Here is a 13,785-nt window from a genome sequence, read left to right as displayed (position 1 = left end):
GTGCCCTGCCGACAGCCCCGTCTGCTCACCGGAACAGGTCGAGCCTGTCTCGTGCACGCTGCCTGTCCTCGTCCGTGAAGAGATCCGCGAACTCGTCTTTCAAGACGTGCGCTTCGACGGTCAGGTCCAGGCGGCCATGGCGCCGAAGCGTCTCGAAGCCGTCCGAGATCTGGTCGCTCCACAGGAGCTGCCTCGCCGTGGCCAGGCCCCCGTGCTCCGAGACCATCTGGATGAACCGCGTCGCGTTGTACCCGAGCTCCCGCTTGCCGGTCTGGTAGATCTCCACCATCGCACGGTGAAACCGGCGCTCCATCTCGTTCACGGCCCACCTCCGACGCAAGGATCTCGCCTCGGGCCGAGGGCGTCCATACGTTCCTGAGATCCTGAGAGATGCGACTCTTAACGCGCAGGACGCAGCGTTCCGTCTAGATGTTGTCAGTGGCGTGCCCTAATGTCTCTCCATCTGCCTGATCGTTCGGAATTGTGATGCATGCTGCTGACCTCCTGGAACCCGACAAGCTGTGGCGAGCAGCCGAGGTGCTGACCCGGCCCTGCCCGGTGCCGGCGGTGCCAGGCCTGTACGGCTGGCACTTTGAGCGATCGCCCCATCCCCGCCTGCCCGCCGGCCGCCTCCTCTACGTCGGGATCGCTCCCCGGCGGATGGCGACTCGGACCAGCAAGCAGAACCTGCGCACTCGAGTCCGCTATCACTTTCGCGGCAACGCTGAAGGGTCCACCTTACGGCTTACCCTGGGCTGCTTACTCGGCCTCGAACTTCGCCGTGTAGGCAGCGGGAAGCGCCTCACCTTCAGGCAAGCCGGAGAGCGGGAGCTGACAGCGTGGATGGCAGAAAACGCCCGGGTCTGCTGGCTCACGCATCCTGAACCGTGGATTGCCGAGTCCGAACTCATCACGTCCCTGGACCTGCCGCTCAACCTGGATCAGAACAGGGACCACGTCTTTCACCGATACCTGAGCGATCTCCGGGCATCCGCGCGAACTCGCGCCCGTGAGCTCCCCATCACCTCCTGATCGGCAGTCGCGGGACCATCTGTTTACAAGGGAAGGGCGGACACCTCGTCAGTGGCCTTCCGTCCTGGTGAAGCGGTGGATGCGGGCCGGTGGGGTGTGATCGCATAAGGCAGTGTTGCTGTATCGGCTGCTGTACAGCGCTCTACTCAACGCGCTGTGGTGCTGTTACCCGATCACCCCGGCATTCCGGCTTCCTTGGCCGACGGCGGAGGATGCCAGACTGCACCTGTCCTTGCACGCACTCGGCTCTGCTTGTGAACCAAACCCCTCCGCGAGGCGTCAACTCTCATAGGCCTAACCAGCCTCTCTGGGCATCAGAAGCAGTAGCGACACAATCGGAAGCGCCTGGATCAAACAAAGAACCGCCGTTCCGAGGAGCATGATGAACGATTCTTGGGTTGCGATCGACTTCGAGACCGCAAACTCACACCGTGGTAGTCCATGCGCGGTTGGCATGGTGAGCGTCGAGTCAGGGAGAATCAGTAAATCCTTCACTACCTTGATTCAGCCACCCGCGAAATACTCCTGGTTCGCTCCCTTCAACGTCGGCCTACACGGCATCAGTGAGAGCAGTGTGGAGGACGCACCCACTTGGGAGGAGAGCTTTCAGGAGATCCTTGCATTTGTGGGCGGACGACCGCTTGTTGCCCATAACGCCGCCTTCGACCTCGGAGTTCTCCGGGAAGCCTGCATCGCATCAAACATCCCTTGGCCAGACATCACCTATGCCTGCTCTCTAGTCGTCGCAAGACAAACTTGGGTTCTCCCCTCGTATAGCTTGCCCTACGTAGCCCAAGCTGCGGGCAGCACGACTCCCCGTCACCACGAAGCCGGTGCCGATGCCCGCGCCGCCGCCGAAATCATGCTTGACGCTCTACGTATCCATGAGGCCGCTACGCTTCATGATCTGCTTGCTGGCCGCAAGATCCGGATGGGGCGACTTTCTGCGGGCTCCTGGTCGGGATGCCAAAGCACAGACAGCAACACACGCGCTTCCATACCCGACGCGAATCCCGACGCAGACCCCAACGGACTGTTCTACGGACTAACAGTCTGCTTCACCGGAACACTGCTCAGCATGAGCCGCAAGGAAGCTCATGCCCATCTTGCCGAGGTTGGTGGCCAGCCCGCGGCCGGCGTGACCCGCAAGACTGACGTTTTGGTAATCGGTACTCAGGACCCCTCCAGACTACGGCCAGGCGACGACCAGAGCAGTAAGAGCAGGAAGGCTGAAGAGCTCCTCGCGAAAGGTCACCATATAGAGATGATCAGCGAGGCTGACTTCCTGGAGCGGCTCGCTTGTAGCGAGATCGCCAGTGGAGGGTGAAAAGCACGCGCTCTGCCACCCGTCCACCGTCTTCACTAAGCCGGCTAGACAGATTAGTCTTTAGGCATGGTTGAGAAGCGCGACAAACGGAAAAGCATTCCAGCCCCCATACAAGCAGCGCTCTGGGCGCTTAGCAATGGACGATGCTACGCCCCAGATTGCCCCTTTCCGGTGATTTTTGAAGTCAGGCCTGGCGTCTACAAAAAGAACGCCCAGATTGCTCACATTTATGGCGTGCAACCTGGATCCGCACGTCATCGCCCCTGCCACACTCCCGAAGAGGAACAAGAAAGGGACTCCTTTCGGAACCTAATACTCCTATGCCTGGCCCATCATGCGGAGGTGGATGACAAAAAGACAGGCTCGGATCTCTACCCGCCCGAGCTTCTGTTTGAATGGAAACACAGACATGAAGGAGAGCACGGCAAACACCTTGCGCGCATCAGCAATCCGATGACTGACGACCTGATTGAAGCCTTGCTAGTAGAGGCATTTGAGCCGCCCGTAGCTCGCCTTGAGCGCATTGCTGAGCAACTGGAACGGACGGGAAATCTCAACATAGATGCCTTGCAGGAGTTGAGACAGATCATCTCAGTGATGAACGACGCCCCCATAGGAGTGGACAATCTCACAGCAAGTCGCCTCGCCTATGCAGCGGAAGTGTTCGACGGAAACAATCTCGGCAAAGCTGCGGCGTCCTTATCGTACGCAGCAGAGACGCTCCCCAGCGTCCTACAGTCCCTTGATGACAAGATCCGGAGGCTTGGCGGCATGATGTAGGCAAGGAGTAAGGCCTAGCCGTCGGCCCAGCATACGATGTCAATGTGCTCAGCCTGCACGATGTTGCTGTCACCCCGCCGCAGTTTCCAGTGGCAACGTTGGACGGAGGAGGGGACGTAGCAGCCGATCTCCCGAAGAGATCCGACATCGGCGATCGCCGACCTATGCTCTAAACACTTCATTACGAGTTAGAACACGATCGTCCAGGACCGTCCACAGTCGTCTTCCGGGCCTGCTCGGGCGGGCTTCATGAGTTCCCTCAGTCCACAATCGTCCAGGTCCGTCCAGACCTGTTGTTAGCAACCGCGTTAGCAAGATCGACGTTTGTGTCTCCCCCGCTTTCGAATCGGTCACCGAACCGCGTGCAGGATCTCCATCGCCTGCAGCACATCCGTGACGACATGGTCCGCCTCATGCTCCTGGTCCGGCCAGGTCCCTCGGTCGATCCAGACCGTCCGGAGGCCGGCGGCTCGTCCTCCACCGATGTCGGCGACCAGATGGTCCCCGACCATCCATCCTCCATCGGCAAGAGTCATGCCGCACCGCCGGACGGCGATCTCGAACAGGCCGACATCGGGCTTGCGGATGCCTTCGAGCCCAGACAGCGCGTAGGCGTCGACCGCCTCAGCCAGTCCCGTCCGCTGAATCTTGCCGAGCTGGTTGTCCGCCGTCCCGTTGGTGACGATGGCCACCTTCCACCCTGACGTACGGAGTCGAGCCAGGCCGTCCATCACGTCGGGCCGACAGCGCACCAGGTACGGCATGCGCTTGCGGTAGCGGCCCCACAGCTTCTCGACCGACTCGGTGAGGGCGAAGCGCTCACGGACTTTGGCGAAGAAGACCTCACGATGCGGATAACCCGCCTGATCGAGAGCGAGTAGCCAGTCGATCGCCTCGCGACCGAGGCCGTACCCGTCGGCGAACTCCGCGGCCCACGTTTGGAACGCCTCGTCCAGGTTCACGAGCGTGTTGTCCAGATCGAAGAGCGCGAGCCGTTGCACAATCACCAACCCTACGGGCGAACCGTCTTCTCAACCGGCGGCCGATGGGTACCGGGCCGCCATGAGGTCGTCGGCGAGGTCGGTCATGGTGAGGTCGGCGTTCAGCGCGGTGACCACCGCATGCGTCAGCGGGCGGAGGGCGTAGACGTGCCGCACCGCATCGAGGTTCACGGGAACCTCGTAGTAGTCCTCGGCGAACCGCTGAAACGCCTCCGCAGACGGATCGACGAGCCGCCCGAACAGGTGCGTCGCACCGTCGGGATCGTCGGAGCCATCCGGATAGTCGATCTCACCGACCCACCAGCGGTCGTCGCCGCTCTCGCGCCACAGGCAGGCGGTCACGACCGGCATACCGTCCTCGTCGCAGAACGCAGGCTCAGCCACGCAATGGCGGAAGACCTCGGGAACGGAGTCGAGCACCCCCGGCCACGGCCCGTCGTTGCCATACGGGCTCATCACCGCCTCGTGGTCAAAGCCGCGGATATAGGCGCCCGCCGCCGAAAAGATGATGGAGTACTCGTCTCCCGAACCGTTCCGCATCGAGGCCATCTCCTCCCCGGGGCTCCAGCCCGCGTCGAAGGAGTGGTAGCGACTGGACCATTCCGGGCTCAGGACGGCCTCCAGCACCGCCATGGACCGGCACAGGTCACGAAGCACTGGGATATTGGGCAGCAGTCGGGCCACGTCATGAGCGGTCATGAGCCTCATCCAACCGGATGCCGGTGACATCCTCCCGGCGCGTCCTTTCCCCAGGCCTAGGGACTACCGGCACTTCATTCAGCAAGGGCGGCGGGTGAGACCTGGGCCGGCATCGCGGGGTAGCGTCCAACCTGCAGTTCGGTCTCTCATCAGTTCTCGATGCTTCCGGCCGTCTCACACTCTCAGTGTGCCCTGCCCTCGCAGATCTGGATGATCTCCGAAACTGGTTACGTCCATCTGCGGAAACGACCCGATTACCGTGTTGAGCAGGGACTACGCCTATGACCGTCTCGCATCGCTTCTCACTACTTTCGGCGCTCCCACGGAACAGCGACGGAACACCGCGCCTCATCGACTGGGGCCGCGTATGCTCCGCTCGTGCTGGACAAGATCACCTCGAACTTACTCGGGTACATCGAGCGTTTACGCGAAGAGGTTCAGGCCTGATCATCTTCTGTCGCCGTCCACCGTCGTCCAGTGGCGGTGTTTGCGCTCACTCAGCAAAACGGTCCATGGTGATCGTCTGACGGTGCGAACTGCCGGGTTGCTGGGTGGATCTCACGATTCCGTTCCACTGTCCGGCGCCATAGTGGCACCGCCGGTCGTGCCGTGACAGCGCTTGTACTTCTTGCCCGATCCGCACGGGCACGGGGCGTTACGGTAGAGGTCACCGATGCCGTCGCGGCGGATGACGGGCGTAAGCCGGGCCCGGATATCCGCGGCCGTGCCCTGGGCAGCGCTCAGCAGGTTGTGGAAGGCCTCAGGGAGTTCCCCGGCCAACCGGCGATAGTAGCCGATGGTTTCCTCCGCTGCCGAAAGTCCTGCCGGGAGGTCTGTTTCAGTCTCGCTGCATACCCGTGCATACCTCAATAGGCTCAGCGCGAGGCCGGGCAGGTAGGCCTCCGGCTCCGCCTCAGCCAACCGGCGATAGACCTCCACCGCCTCCCGCACCAGCTCCACCGCCCCCCGTTTGTCCCCCACCCCCGACAAGCAACCCCCCAGGTTGGCCAAGCTGATAGCGAGGTCGGGCAGGTAGGCCTCCGGCTCCGCCTCGGCCAACCGACGGTGAAGCTCCGCCGCCTCCCGCACCAGCTCCACCGCCCCCCGTTTGTCCCCCACCCCCGACAAGCAACCCCCCAGGTTGGCCAAGCTGATAGCGAGGTTGGACAGATAGGCCTCCGGCTCCGCCTCAGCCAACCGGCGATAGACCTCCACCGCCTCCCGTACCAGCTCCACCGCTCCCCGTTTGTCCCCCACCCCTGACAAGCAACCCCCCAGGTTGTTCGAGCTCAGCGCGAGGTCGGACAGGTAGACCTCCGGTTCCGCCTCGGCCAACCGGCGATAGACCTCCACCGCCTCCCGTGCTGGTACCACTGCTCCCTGTTTGTCCCCCGCCTCCCACAACCGAGCTCCCAGATTGGTCAGGCTTTTCGCCAGGTCGCCCAGGTAGGCTGTCGGTTCCGCCTCGGCCAACCGCCGCCGGATCTCCATCGCCTCTTGTACCGGCTCCACCGCTCCGCGGATGTCTCCCACCTCTGATAACTGGGTCCCCAGGTTGCTCAAGCTCATCGCGAGGCCAGGCAGATGGGCCTCTGGTTCCACCTCAGCCAACCGACGGTAAAGCTCCACCGACTCCCGCACCGATCCCACCGCTCCCCGGATATCCCCTACCTCCGACGAGAAAGTCCCCAGGTTGTTCAAGCTCATCGCGAGGCCGGGAAGGTAGGCCGCTGGATCTGCCTCGGCCAACTGACGATAGGACTCCACCACCTCCCGTATGAGCTCCACTGCCCTCCGCTTGTCCCCCACCTCCCACAACTGGGTCGCCAGATTATTCAGGCTCAACGTGAAGCGGGGTAGGTGAGCCACCGGATTCGCCTGATCCAGCCGACGATAGATCTCCACCGCCTCCCATGAGGCCTTCAACGCCCCCCGGATGTCCCCGACCGCCGACAACCGGGTCCCCAGGTTGCTCAAACTGTTTGCGAGGCTGGGCAGGTAGGCCTCCGGCTCCATCTCAGCCAACCGACGATAGACCTCCACCGCCTCCCGTGAAGGCTCCAATGCTCCCCTGATGTCCCCCAGGTGCGACAGACGGATCCCCAGGGCTATAAGTCGGGAGGCACGCAACGCGGGGGATGCATCGGCGGGCAGAGTGTGCAGTAGGTGGCGGGCGAGGTTGCCGGCGGCTTGGAGCAGGTCGGTGCTGTAGTCAGGAAGGGCGTCATGAAGGCGCGTGGCTAGGGAGTGCTCGGCGTGGTGGATGATGAATCCGACCAGTTCGGCGGTGGCATACCGGGCTAGCTCTGGCCGCTGGTCCAGCAGTTCCAGGAGCAGCGTTCGGGCCTGAGGATGGCGGGCTGCGGTGGCGGTCAGCACGATCAGGCAACTCCGCAGCGCCACCCCGGACAGCCTGCCAACTTCCCCGTTACCAGCAGCAACAGCAGTTAGGGTGCTCAGGGTCTGAGCCGCCTCGGCGGCGTGGTGGCGCAGGTGGTGGGCGATGAAGTCCTCACCGAACCGGTCCGGGCGCAGCGGCAGCAGAAACCCGCCTCCAGCGGGGCGGCCATTGTGGCCTAGCCGCTCACTGGGGGCGTAGCCGGGCCGGGCCGGTGTCGCAGGAGGGTAGAGGCGGTTGTGGGCGTCTAGGAGCAGCCCAGCTTGGGCGGGGCCGTCGGCCAGGTGGGCGCGGTGCAGCAGGATACGTGCCTGGCCCATGTCCTCCAGGGGACCGAACAGGGTGGCTAGGAACACCATGCGCTCGATGACGGCCGGGGAGGTGAAGGCGGGTGCCGTCGCCTGCCAGTAGCGCATCTCGTGCTTGAGCAAATAGTCCGACAGACCTGGCCGATCTGGGGCGGGGGTCTCTTGCTGTGCGGCGTAGAGGGCGGCCAGGGCGGCCATGTGCAAAGTCAGCGCTGAGGCATAGTCGGGATGGTCCAGGTCTGCTGGCGGCCCCGGCACAGGGTCGGTGTGCTCCAATTGTGCAGCGAACGCGGCGACGGCCTGGCGATAGGCCTGCGGCCGGTCGGCGGCCGGGGTGAAGTCGCCCACGGCGATGGGGTCGGCCAGGTCGGCGCCAGTGCGATCCAGTTGCGCGCATAGGCTCTGCCACAGGTCTTCTCCCGGGCGAGCTAGCAGCAGCAGGCGGACGGTACGGCCGAGCAGATCCCAAGCCAGGCCGTCTATCATTTGGGCCAACGTGGACGGGTGCCAGCGTTCGGCATAGTCGGCCACCACCAGCAGCGGTTGCCCGTCGGCCAACTCGACCGCGCCGCTGCCGTCGCGGAGGCGGGGGGTTTTCTCCACCGCCCGAGCCACCGCCCACCCTGCGGCGTGGCTTATGGAGGCGAAGTGGGCGGCCAGGCGAGTCTTACCCTGCCCTCCGGGCCCATGCAACAAGATCACCGACACGGGTTCATCTGGGTCATCCCGCCAAGCGGTCAATGCCTCTTCCTCGGCGGGGCGAGACCAGTAGGGCACTACCTGGCGCTGCACGTCCAGCAAGTAACTGGGACCGCGCCGAGAACGCGGCAGACGCACCGGCGGAGCAACCCCGAGCATCTCCAGCCGGTAGCCGGGCCGATCGAGAGCGATCAGCACATCCCCAGCAGCGTGCCCGATCTGAATGTTGGGCCCGCCGATCAGTGAGCCGAACACCGACGGGATGCCGGAGGGTAACCCGCCAGGGAGGGATGCAGCCTCAGCGCTCATAGCGGATGTCCACATCCCCGCCAGCATGGCCGACCTGGATGTTGGGTCCTTCGATGGTGGAGTTGGACACGACAGGACCGCCTCCAGCCTTCTCATGGGGCGCTATGGGCTGGGTCCGGGTCTGCGGCAGTTCCTCCGTAGCAGAAGGTAGGACAGTGGCGGAGCGGCGGGCCAGGACGATGCTGTAGACCGCCAGCGGCAACCCGGCCGCCGCGATACACATGCCGATGATGCTCGCCCACTTGTCGGCGTCATCCAGCCCGGCCCGCACCAACAGCACCCCGGCCAGGGTGCAACCGGCTCCTGCCACCGCCGCGCCGACCCACACCACCATTCGCCCGCCTCTCATGTTCTTCATAATGAACCACCGTCCACTAGCCAGCGGGCGATTACCGGATATGACCGGATCACTGCAGATACTGATTCGGTGACCGAATCGTCCCTTCCCCGCTTGGCGACGGGGGTTCACCAGGTGATCTGGTAGCAAGCCGACCCGGAGCGCAGGACCCCGGACCCGAGCATCGGAGTGATGCGGCAGGCCTGACCTTCCGCTTTTCAGGCGGACCAATCACCCTGCTCGGGTAGCGGAGACCGTGGTCAGAGGGTGGTGGACGGTTGCCGAAGTGAGTCCGTGTGCGGGGACGTTGCTGTCAGCGCTGCTGTCACCCTCGACCATGACCACCGGGTGGTAAATCCCGACGAAGGAGGGCTCGGCGTCGATCGTCCCAGCAGCCAACCCCTTAGCTGGTCTCAGCTTTAGCTTGAGAGTGGAGTCTCTTCCTTCCCAGCCGACACAAGGCCGACTCAGACGAAGTGTCCGTCCTGTGGGGAACTCAGGGTGACATTGGAGCCAGTCATGATGTGTTCCAACAGCCGTCGTTCGTGTGCTGTATGAAAGAGATCAGGTATCTGACTTCCTCCACGCATTGGGGCCAATATGGACGGCGGCATCGTAGCGATCCTCACTGGAATCGTCGGAGTAGCAGGCACACTCGGAGGCGCGCTTGTCGGCAGACAGGGTGCGGTCAGGGTGGCTTCGGTGACGAGCGATTCCAACCACGAGTTGGCGCGCCATGCAGCCCGCCGCCAAGCTTATGCTGCGCTCGGCACGGCCGCGTTTCGGTTCGGGCGCAAGGTCGTTGACATCCAACAGATCATGGACAAGCGCTGGACCGGATCGCGTCCTACTCATGTAGCTGTGCCGACCGAGGAGTATGCCGCGCTGGATGCCTGCCTGGACGAGGTGGCACATACTGCCATCAGCGTTCAACTACATGGACCGGTCGAGCTTGTCGATATGGCTTGGGACGTCTACACCGCTTGTCAACATACTGAGAGGGCTCTCGCGAAATACGGGGTAGTCAGCAAATCTAGCTTGGAAGAGGCCAGAGGGGTGCTGGAGACCGCCATGAATGAGGCGTCCCGGGCTCGTGGAATCTTCTTGAGCAACGGGCGCGCCCATCTGGAGGGAAAGCCGATGTCGCTTCAAATCAAGCCGGCCCTGCGAACCGCAAACAACGGCGATAGGACTCAAGGCTAACGCGCTTCCACCACGAAGCCGCAGCGCTCACGAAGTAATATCCGGCGCGGGTCCAGGTCACAGACACTAGCCATAGTTCATTCGGTGGCAAGCCGACCCGGAGCGCAGGGCCGCCAAGGCCCGAGCACCGGAAGCGGTGCGGCAGCATCGTAATGATGACAAGCTGTCGCTCCCGACCCATGCCCTATACCCCGAAGGGTGCGCCACACAACAGGCAGTAGATAGGCTCTGTCAAGCCGTTGGGTACTTTGACCGGCTCATAGGAATGACACGGTGATGCGACTATCTGCATGTCGTCTGGCTCGACAAGAGAGACAGGTACCTCAGGAAGTCCGACATTGTTGGGCTTGATTTTAATGTATTTGTTCCGCTTGAACACTGACGTCAATTCATCAAGGGCGAAACGTATCGCTGCTGGTTCCGCGAAGCCGTGAGAGTAGTCAAGCTGCTCCTGAGTCCACCACTCGTCGAGCCCGGCAGGCCTCCCACACAGCGGACAATAGTAGACGACGGGAGGCGTCTGTTTCTCTGCTTCTTCGTTCGCAGGCCCGTAGTGCCACTTAAACTGCTGTTCACAGTTAGGGCATTCACGGCGCAGAAAACCGTCTGAGTCTAAGGGGAATTTGACAGATATCTCCATATCAGTGCTCATTCATAAATATCTCTTTATTGATGGCCATCCCATCAACAGTCTTGCCTGTTACGGTGATATTGAAGTAGGAGTTATTGCGTGACCCGAGCCCTCCTGAGCTCATGTGCATGATACGAACCGACTTTCCATGAGGAAGCTTCGGAACTGGGAATTCTTTGTCGTTATTGGCCGCCAGCTGTTCGTCGGATTCGATGTTAAGTTCATATACATCACCTGGGCCATAGTTGGTCACCTCGATCAGGTTAATTTTATTGCCTCCGCGGTTGATGTACTTGGCATCGAGGTGCGGTTCCCCCGCCGCTTTCGTCGACGGGAGCTTCCTGCCCAAGGGAAGCCCTCCGCCTGGAGGAGATGGCGGCGTAAGATCTCCCGCTTCATGCCAGTCTCTCCCAGTAAGATTCACCGCACAGCCAGCGCTTTGAAGCCTATGCGCGAGATCTTGGCGCTTCGCGATCGAGTCGTTTAGTCGCACAGCGTGCCGTCCGTGAATGTCGCTAAACACCTTGACCTTTCCAAGCTCTACGATCACGGTCCTGTCGGGGCTCCGTCCCATCGCCATACCTGCCTCGAAGAGGACGTTAGGTCGAGCTTGTGGCTGTGCCTCACACTCAGGATCATCCGGGTGAGTAAGGCTTGGATGCAGGTAAGCGATATCATCGGGGGTCTGCAGTACCACAACTGCCTGTGCTGCGCCGAACACTGCGTCCAAAACCTCGCCGATGTAGGGTGACGCTTTCCCCGTCATGCTTATGGCTTGAGACCATTCGATCGGATCAAGGCCGATGGCACGGAGGAAGCTAAACATCGCTTTGCGGGCACGATCGTCCCTACCGTGGATGACGAATACCTTTCGCGGGTCTGGTCCGCTGTCCTCGGCCACTAGTACCTCACTCACCATAGGTTTCACCAATCCTAAACATAGCGGAATGGCTGATCTGACATTAGAGTTATTGAATTTCATCAAGATGCAGGCCTGGATGCACCCCAAAGATTATTCTCTCGCAGGATGGCATCCTCGACTGCATCTACATAACTCTCCCAGGCTCCCTCGTTAACCGCCACAGATGCGCTTGTCCTAATCATAGCCAGCTCATGATAGGCGACTGCATATGCGGCCGATAGCGAATGATACCGCTTTGCCTGCGTCCAAGCTATGCATCCAGCTGCCACCGCAGAGAGAATGCCCAAAACGTCTACTGCAAGGACTCCGGAAGCTCTAAGAATAGCTGCGACCAGCCCGGTAAACTCTAGCCCTAGCAGCACCATCATCCAGATCAGCGCGTTCCTCTTGTTGAAACGAGAACGCTGACCATACCATTCTATTTGTTCCTCTAGGCGTCCTTTAATATAGCGCTCTCGACGTTCTTTAAATGACAGAGATCTAACATAGAGCATGTGCTCTGTTATCTCATCCGAATTCCCCTCCCCTGGAGGAAGGTGTAAATCAGGGAAGCCCTGTACTATTTCTTGACATCTCCGAATGAATAGCTTTTCTTTTGAGTGACCATCGGACGCACTACCAATGCCGAAAGTTTGTCCGCCCACCATGAATCGCCACATTAGAGACTTGACAGACTCGGCGACCGCACGCCCTTCATACCAAGATTTTTCAGGTCTGGTTATTGCAAGATAGGTATCTATAACTAAGGCACCTCCAAAGGAGGCGGCGGAGAGTATTGCCAAAACCTCGATGCTGCCGATTCGCCAGCTCGTAACAGCGCACGTAGCAGCGGCGGCCAAAAGAATTAATCGAGAGCGGGTGGATCGAAGGAATCGCTTTTGGCCATCACTCGAAGCTGCATGTGCAGCTCGATACAGCGAGGGGATATCAGACGATGACGGGACGAATCTATTCAACTCGCGAATTCCATACTTACGATAAGCTGCAGCGACTATTCATGGTCGACCCGACCTCCAATTGGGCAATTACATGATCTCGTCATTCTTGGGCGCCTGCCCTAAGCTTTTGCCTCAAACTACACATGAATTCGATTGCGCTTTCACGTGTTCCACAATGCAACCCACAGCATCATAGATTAACCCTATGAAGCCACGCGTGCATACCAGCATTCCGCCAGACCGAAACAAGCGATGGCGGTCATCCGAATGTTCGGGTTGCGTGGGGCGGTGCTGGCCGCGACCGGCCGAAGAGCCGCAGCGCGGCCAGCGGCCGCCCGACGCGCAGGCCGCCGCAGGCGGACTGCCTTGAAAGCGAACAGATAAGTTACGTTCGATCTCGGGGTGAAGAGGTGTTAGGCCGTCTGATCTGCCGTTTCGGTGCTGGTCCAGACTCGTTCGAAGCTGTTGAGGTAGGTCGTTGCGGCGTTGCCGTTCTCGGTGCCGGTCAGGTAGATGACGGGTGCTTCGGAGGCTCGGGTGCCGTAGGCGTGGAGGTTGACCAACAGGCTGTCGTCGGCGCGGTAGATCGAGTTGTACAGCACCGTGCGGTGCAGGCGGATCTCGATGCCCTCAACGTCTTGCAGGGGCCGGTAGAGGGTCAGGGTGTTGCGGACGCGGGCGGCCATGACGTCGCCGCCGATGCCCTCCTCGATGCCCCGGGCGGCAATCTCGGGGCTGTCGGGGTCGCCCAGGAGGATGCGGACCCGTACCCCTGCCCGTGCTCGCTGGGTCAGGATGCGCAGGAGGCCGGCGTCTTCGGCGAGGAACAGGCCGCTGTAGACGAGGATGCCGATCTCTTCCTCTGCGGCCTCGAAGAAGGTGCGCCAGACGTCGGCGGGTACGGCCCAGCGGTGGGGATAGATCGCTTTTATCTCCTCGGGGACGCGTCGGCCGCGGGCGGCGTCGGGCCACAGGTCGCTCTCCTCGGCTCCGAGGAGGTCGGCAACCGCGAGGCGGTGGCGGGGATGCGGGATTCGGCCGCTGATCCAGCGGGCGACGGTCTTGGGGTCGACCGCCAGGCGGGCGGCGATGTCGACGGGCTGCAGTCGCGCCCGGATGAGGGCGTGCCGGAGGTTTTCGTTCATCGCAGGAGACGTACCTTCCGGAGCAGGAGGGCCGGTGCCTGCGACGCTAACATAAG

Annotated in this window: 13 protein-coding genes; 4 read left to right on the top strand and 9 right to left on the bottom strand. The window is 61.7% G+C overall.

Annotated elements, in window-relative coordinates; translation table 11 throughout:
- Window positions 1-25: 25 nt before the first annotated feature.
- Entirely contained in the window at window positions 26-322 is a 297-nt protein-coding gene (locus ACFYSC_RS24450) for a hypothetical protein (protein WP_389965837.1), read from the bottom strand.
- A gap of 164 nt (window positions 323-486) precedes the next feature.
- Between ACFYSC_RS24450 and ACFYSC_RS24445 the strand changes: the two genes are divergently transcribed.
- The 3 genes from ACFYSC_RS24445 (at window position 487) to ACFYSC_RS24435 (ending at window position 3,139) form a co-directional block, all read left to right on the top strand.
- A complete protein-coding gene (locus ACFYSC_RS24445) occupies window positions 487-1,032 on the top strand; it encodes a GIY-YIG nuclease family protein (RefSeq protein ID WP_389965834.1) in 546 nt (181 codons plus the stop codon).
- Between the two features lie 382 nt (window positions 1,033-1,414).
- The gene (locus ACFYSC_RS24440; RefSeq protein ID WP_389965831.1) at window positions 1,415-2,359 is read left to right on the top strand and encodes an exonuclease domain-containing protein; all 945 of its coding nucleotides are present in this window, start codon (window positions 1,415-1,417) and stop codon (window positions 2,357-2,359) included.
- A 66-nt stretch (window positions 2,360-2,425) separates the two neighbouring features.
- Complete coding sequence (locus ACFYSC_RS24435) at window positions 2,426-3,139, top strand: hypothetical protein (RefSeq protein WP_389965829.1); 714 nt, start codon at window positions 2,426-2,428, stop codon at window positions 3,137-3,139.
- 350 nt (window positions 3,140-3,489) lie between these two features.
- Here ACFYSC_RS24435 and ACFYSC_RS24430 read toward each other — a convergent pair whose 3' ends face one another.
- The 4 genes from ACFYSC_RS24430 to ACFYSC_RS24415 all read right to left on the bottom strand — a co-directional run bounded on the left by ACFYSC_RS24430 (window position 3,490) and on the right by ACFYSC_RS24415 (window position 8,887).
- Complete coding sequence (locus tag ACFYSC_RS24430; protein WP_389965826.1) at window positions 3,490-4,140, bottom strand: HAD family hydrolase; 651 nt, start codon at window positions 4,138-4,140, stop codon at window positions 3,490-3,492.
- A 30-nt stretch (window positions 4,141-4,170) separates the two neighbouring features.
- On the bottom strand, window positions 4,171-4,839 hold the full coding sequence (locus ACFYSC_RS24425) for a hypothetical protein (protein ID WP_389965823.1): 669 nt from the start codon (window positions 4,837-4,839) through the stop codon (window positions 4,171-4,173).
- Window positions 4,840-5,397: 558 nt separating this feature from the next.
- Window positions 5,398-8,499 (bottom strand): tetratricopeptide repeat protein, encoded by a 3,102-nt coding sequence (locus ACFYSC_RS24420; RefSeq protein WP_389965820.1) that lies wholly within the window; start codon window positions 8,497-8,499, stop codon window positions 5,398-5,400.
- A 43-nt stretch (window positions 8,500-8,542) separates the two neighbouring features.
- Window positions 8,543-8,887 (bottom strand): hypothetical protein, encoded by a 345-nt coding sequence (locus ACFYSC_RS24415; protein ID WP_389965818.1) that lies wholly within the window; start codon window positions 8,885-8,887, stop codon window positions 8,543-8,545.
- 705 nt (window positions 8,888-9,592) lie between these two features.
- Here ACFYSC_RS24415 and ACFYSC_RS24410 point away from each other — a divergent pair.
- Window positions 9,593-10,093, top strand: coding sequence for a hypothetical protein (locus tag ACFYSC_RS24410; protein ID WP_389965815.1), 501 nt, complete (start codon window positions 9,593-9,595; stop codon window positions 10,091-10,093).
- Window positions 10,094-10,277: 184 nt separating this feature from the next.
- On the opposite strand, the gene ACFYSC_RS24405 is transcribed toward ACFYSC_RS24410, so the two are convergent.
- The 4 genes from ACFYSC_RS24405 to ACFYSC_RS24390 all read right to left on the bottom strand — a co-directional run bounded on the left by ACFYSC_RS24405 (window position 10,278) and on the right by ACFYSC_RS24390 (window position 13,729).
- Complete coding sequence (locus ACFYSC_RS24405; RefSeq protein ID WP_389965812.1) at window positions 10,278-10,733, bottom strand: hypothetical protein; 456 nt, start codon at window positions 10,731-10,733, stop codon at window positions 10,278-10,280.
- A 1-nt stretch (window position 10,734) separates the two neighbouring features.
- Complete coding sequence (locus ACFYSC_RS24400; protein WP_389965912.1) at window positions 10,735-11,643, bottom strand: TIR domain-containing protein; 909 nt, start codon at window positions 11,641-11,643, stop codon at window positions 10,735-10,737.
- 62 nt (window positions 11,644-11,705) lie between these two features.
- Window positions 11,706-12,602: a DUF4231 domain-containing protein gene (locus tag ACFYSC_RS24395; protein WP_389965809.1), complete on the bottom strand. Its 897-nt coding sequence runs from the start codon at window positions 12,600-12,602 to the stop codon at window positions 11,706-11,708.
- Between the two features lie 395 nt (window positions 12,603-12,997).
- On the bottom strand, window positions 12,998-13,729 hold the full coding sequence (locus ACFYSC_RS24390; protein ID WP_389965806.1) for an XRE family transcriptional regulator: 732 nt from the start codon (window positions 13,727-13,729) through the stop codon (window positions 12,998-13,000).
- Window positions 13,730-13,785: the final 56 nt, after the last annotated feature.

The sequence above is a fragment of the Streptosporangium sp. NPDC004379 genome (genome assembly GCF_042873875.1).
Classification (GTDB): Bacteria; Actinomycetota; Actinomycetes; order Streptosporangiales; family Streptosporangiaceae; genus Streptosporangium.
This window is presented reverse-complemented; position numbering and strand designations above follow the sequence as displayed.

What these genes read in the sequence shown, in the direction of transcription:
- ACFYSC_RS24440 (WP_389965831.1), top strand. Translation starts at nt 1,415, where the DNA reads ATGAACGATTCTTGGGTTGCGATCGACTTCGAGACCGCAAACTCACAC.
- ACFYSC_RS24400 (WP_389965912.1), bottom strand. Translation starts at nt 11,643, where the DNA reads ATGGTGAGTGAGGTACTAGTGGCCGAGGACAGCGGACCAGACCCGCGA.
- ACFYSC_RS24405 (WP_389965812.1), bottom strand. Translation starts at nt 10,733, where the DNA reads ATGGAGATATCTGTCAAATTCCCCTTAGACTCAGACGGTTTTCTGCGC.
- ACFYSC_RS24435 (WP_389965829.1), top strand. Translation starts at nt 2,426, where the DNA reads ATGGTTGAGAAGCGCGACAAACGGAAAAGCATTCCAGCCCCCATACAA.
- ACFYSC_RS24390 (WP_389965806.1), bottom strand. Translation starts at nt 13,729, where the DNA reads ATGAACGAAAACCTCCGGCACGCCCTCATCCGGGCGCGACTGCAGCCC.
- ACFYSC_RS24445 (WP_389965834.1), top strand. Translation starts at nt 487, where the DNA reads ATGCATGCTGCTGACCTCCTGGAACCCGACAAGCTGTGGCGAGCAGCC.
- ACFYSC_RS24415 (WP_389965818.1), bottom strand. Translation starts at nt 8,887, where the DNA reads ATGGTGGTGTGGGTCGGCGCGGCGGTGGCAGGAGCCGGTTGCACCCTG.
- ACFYSC_RS24425 (WP_389965823.1), bottom strand. Translation starts at nt 4,839, where the DNA reads ATGACCGCTCATGACGTGGCCCGACTGCTGCCCAATATCCCAGTGCTT.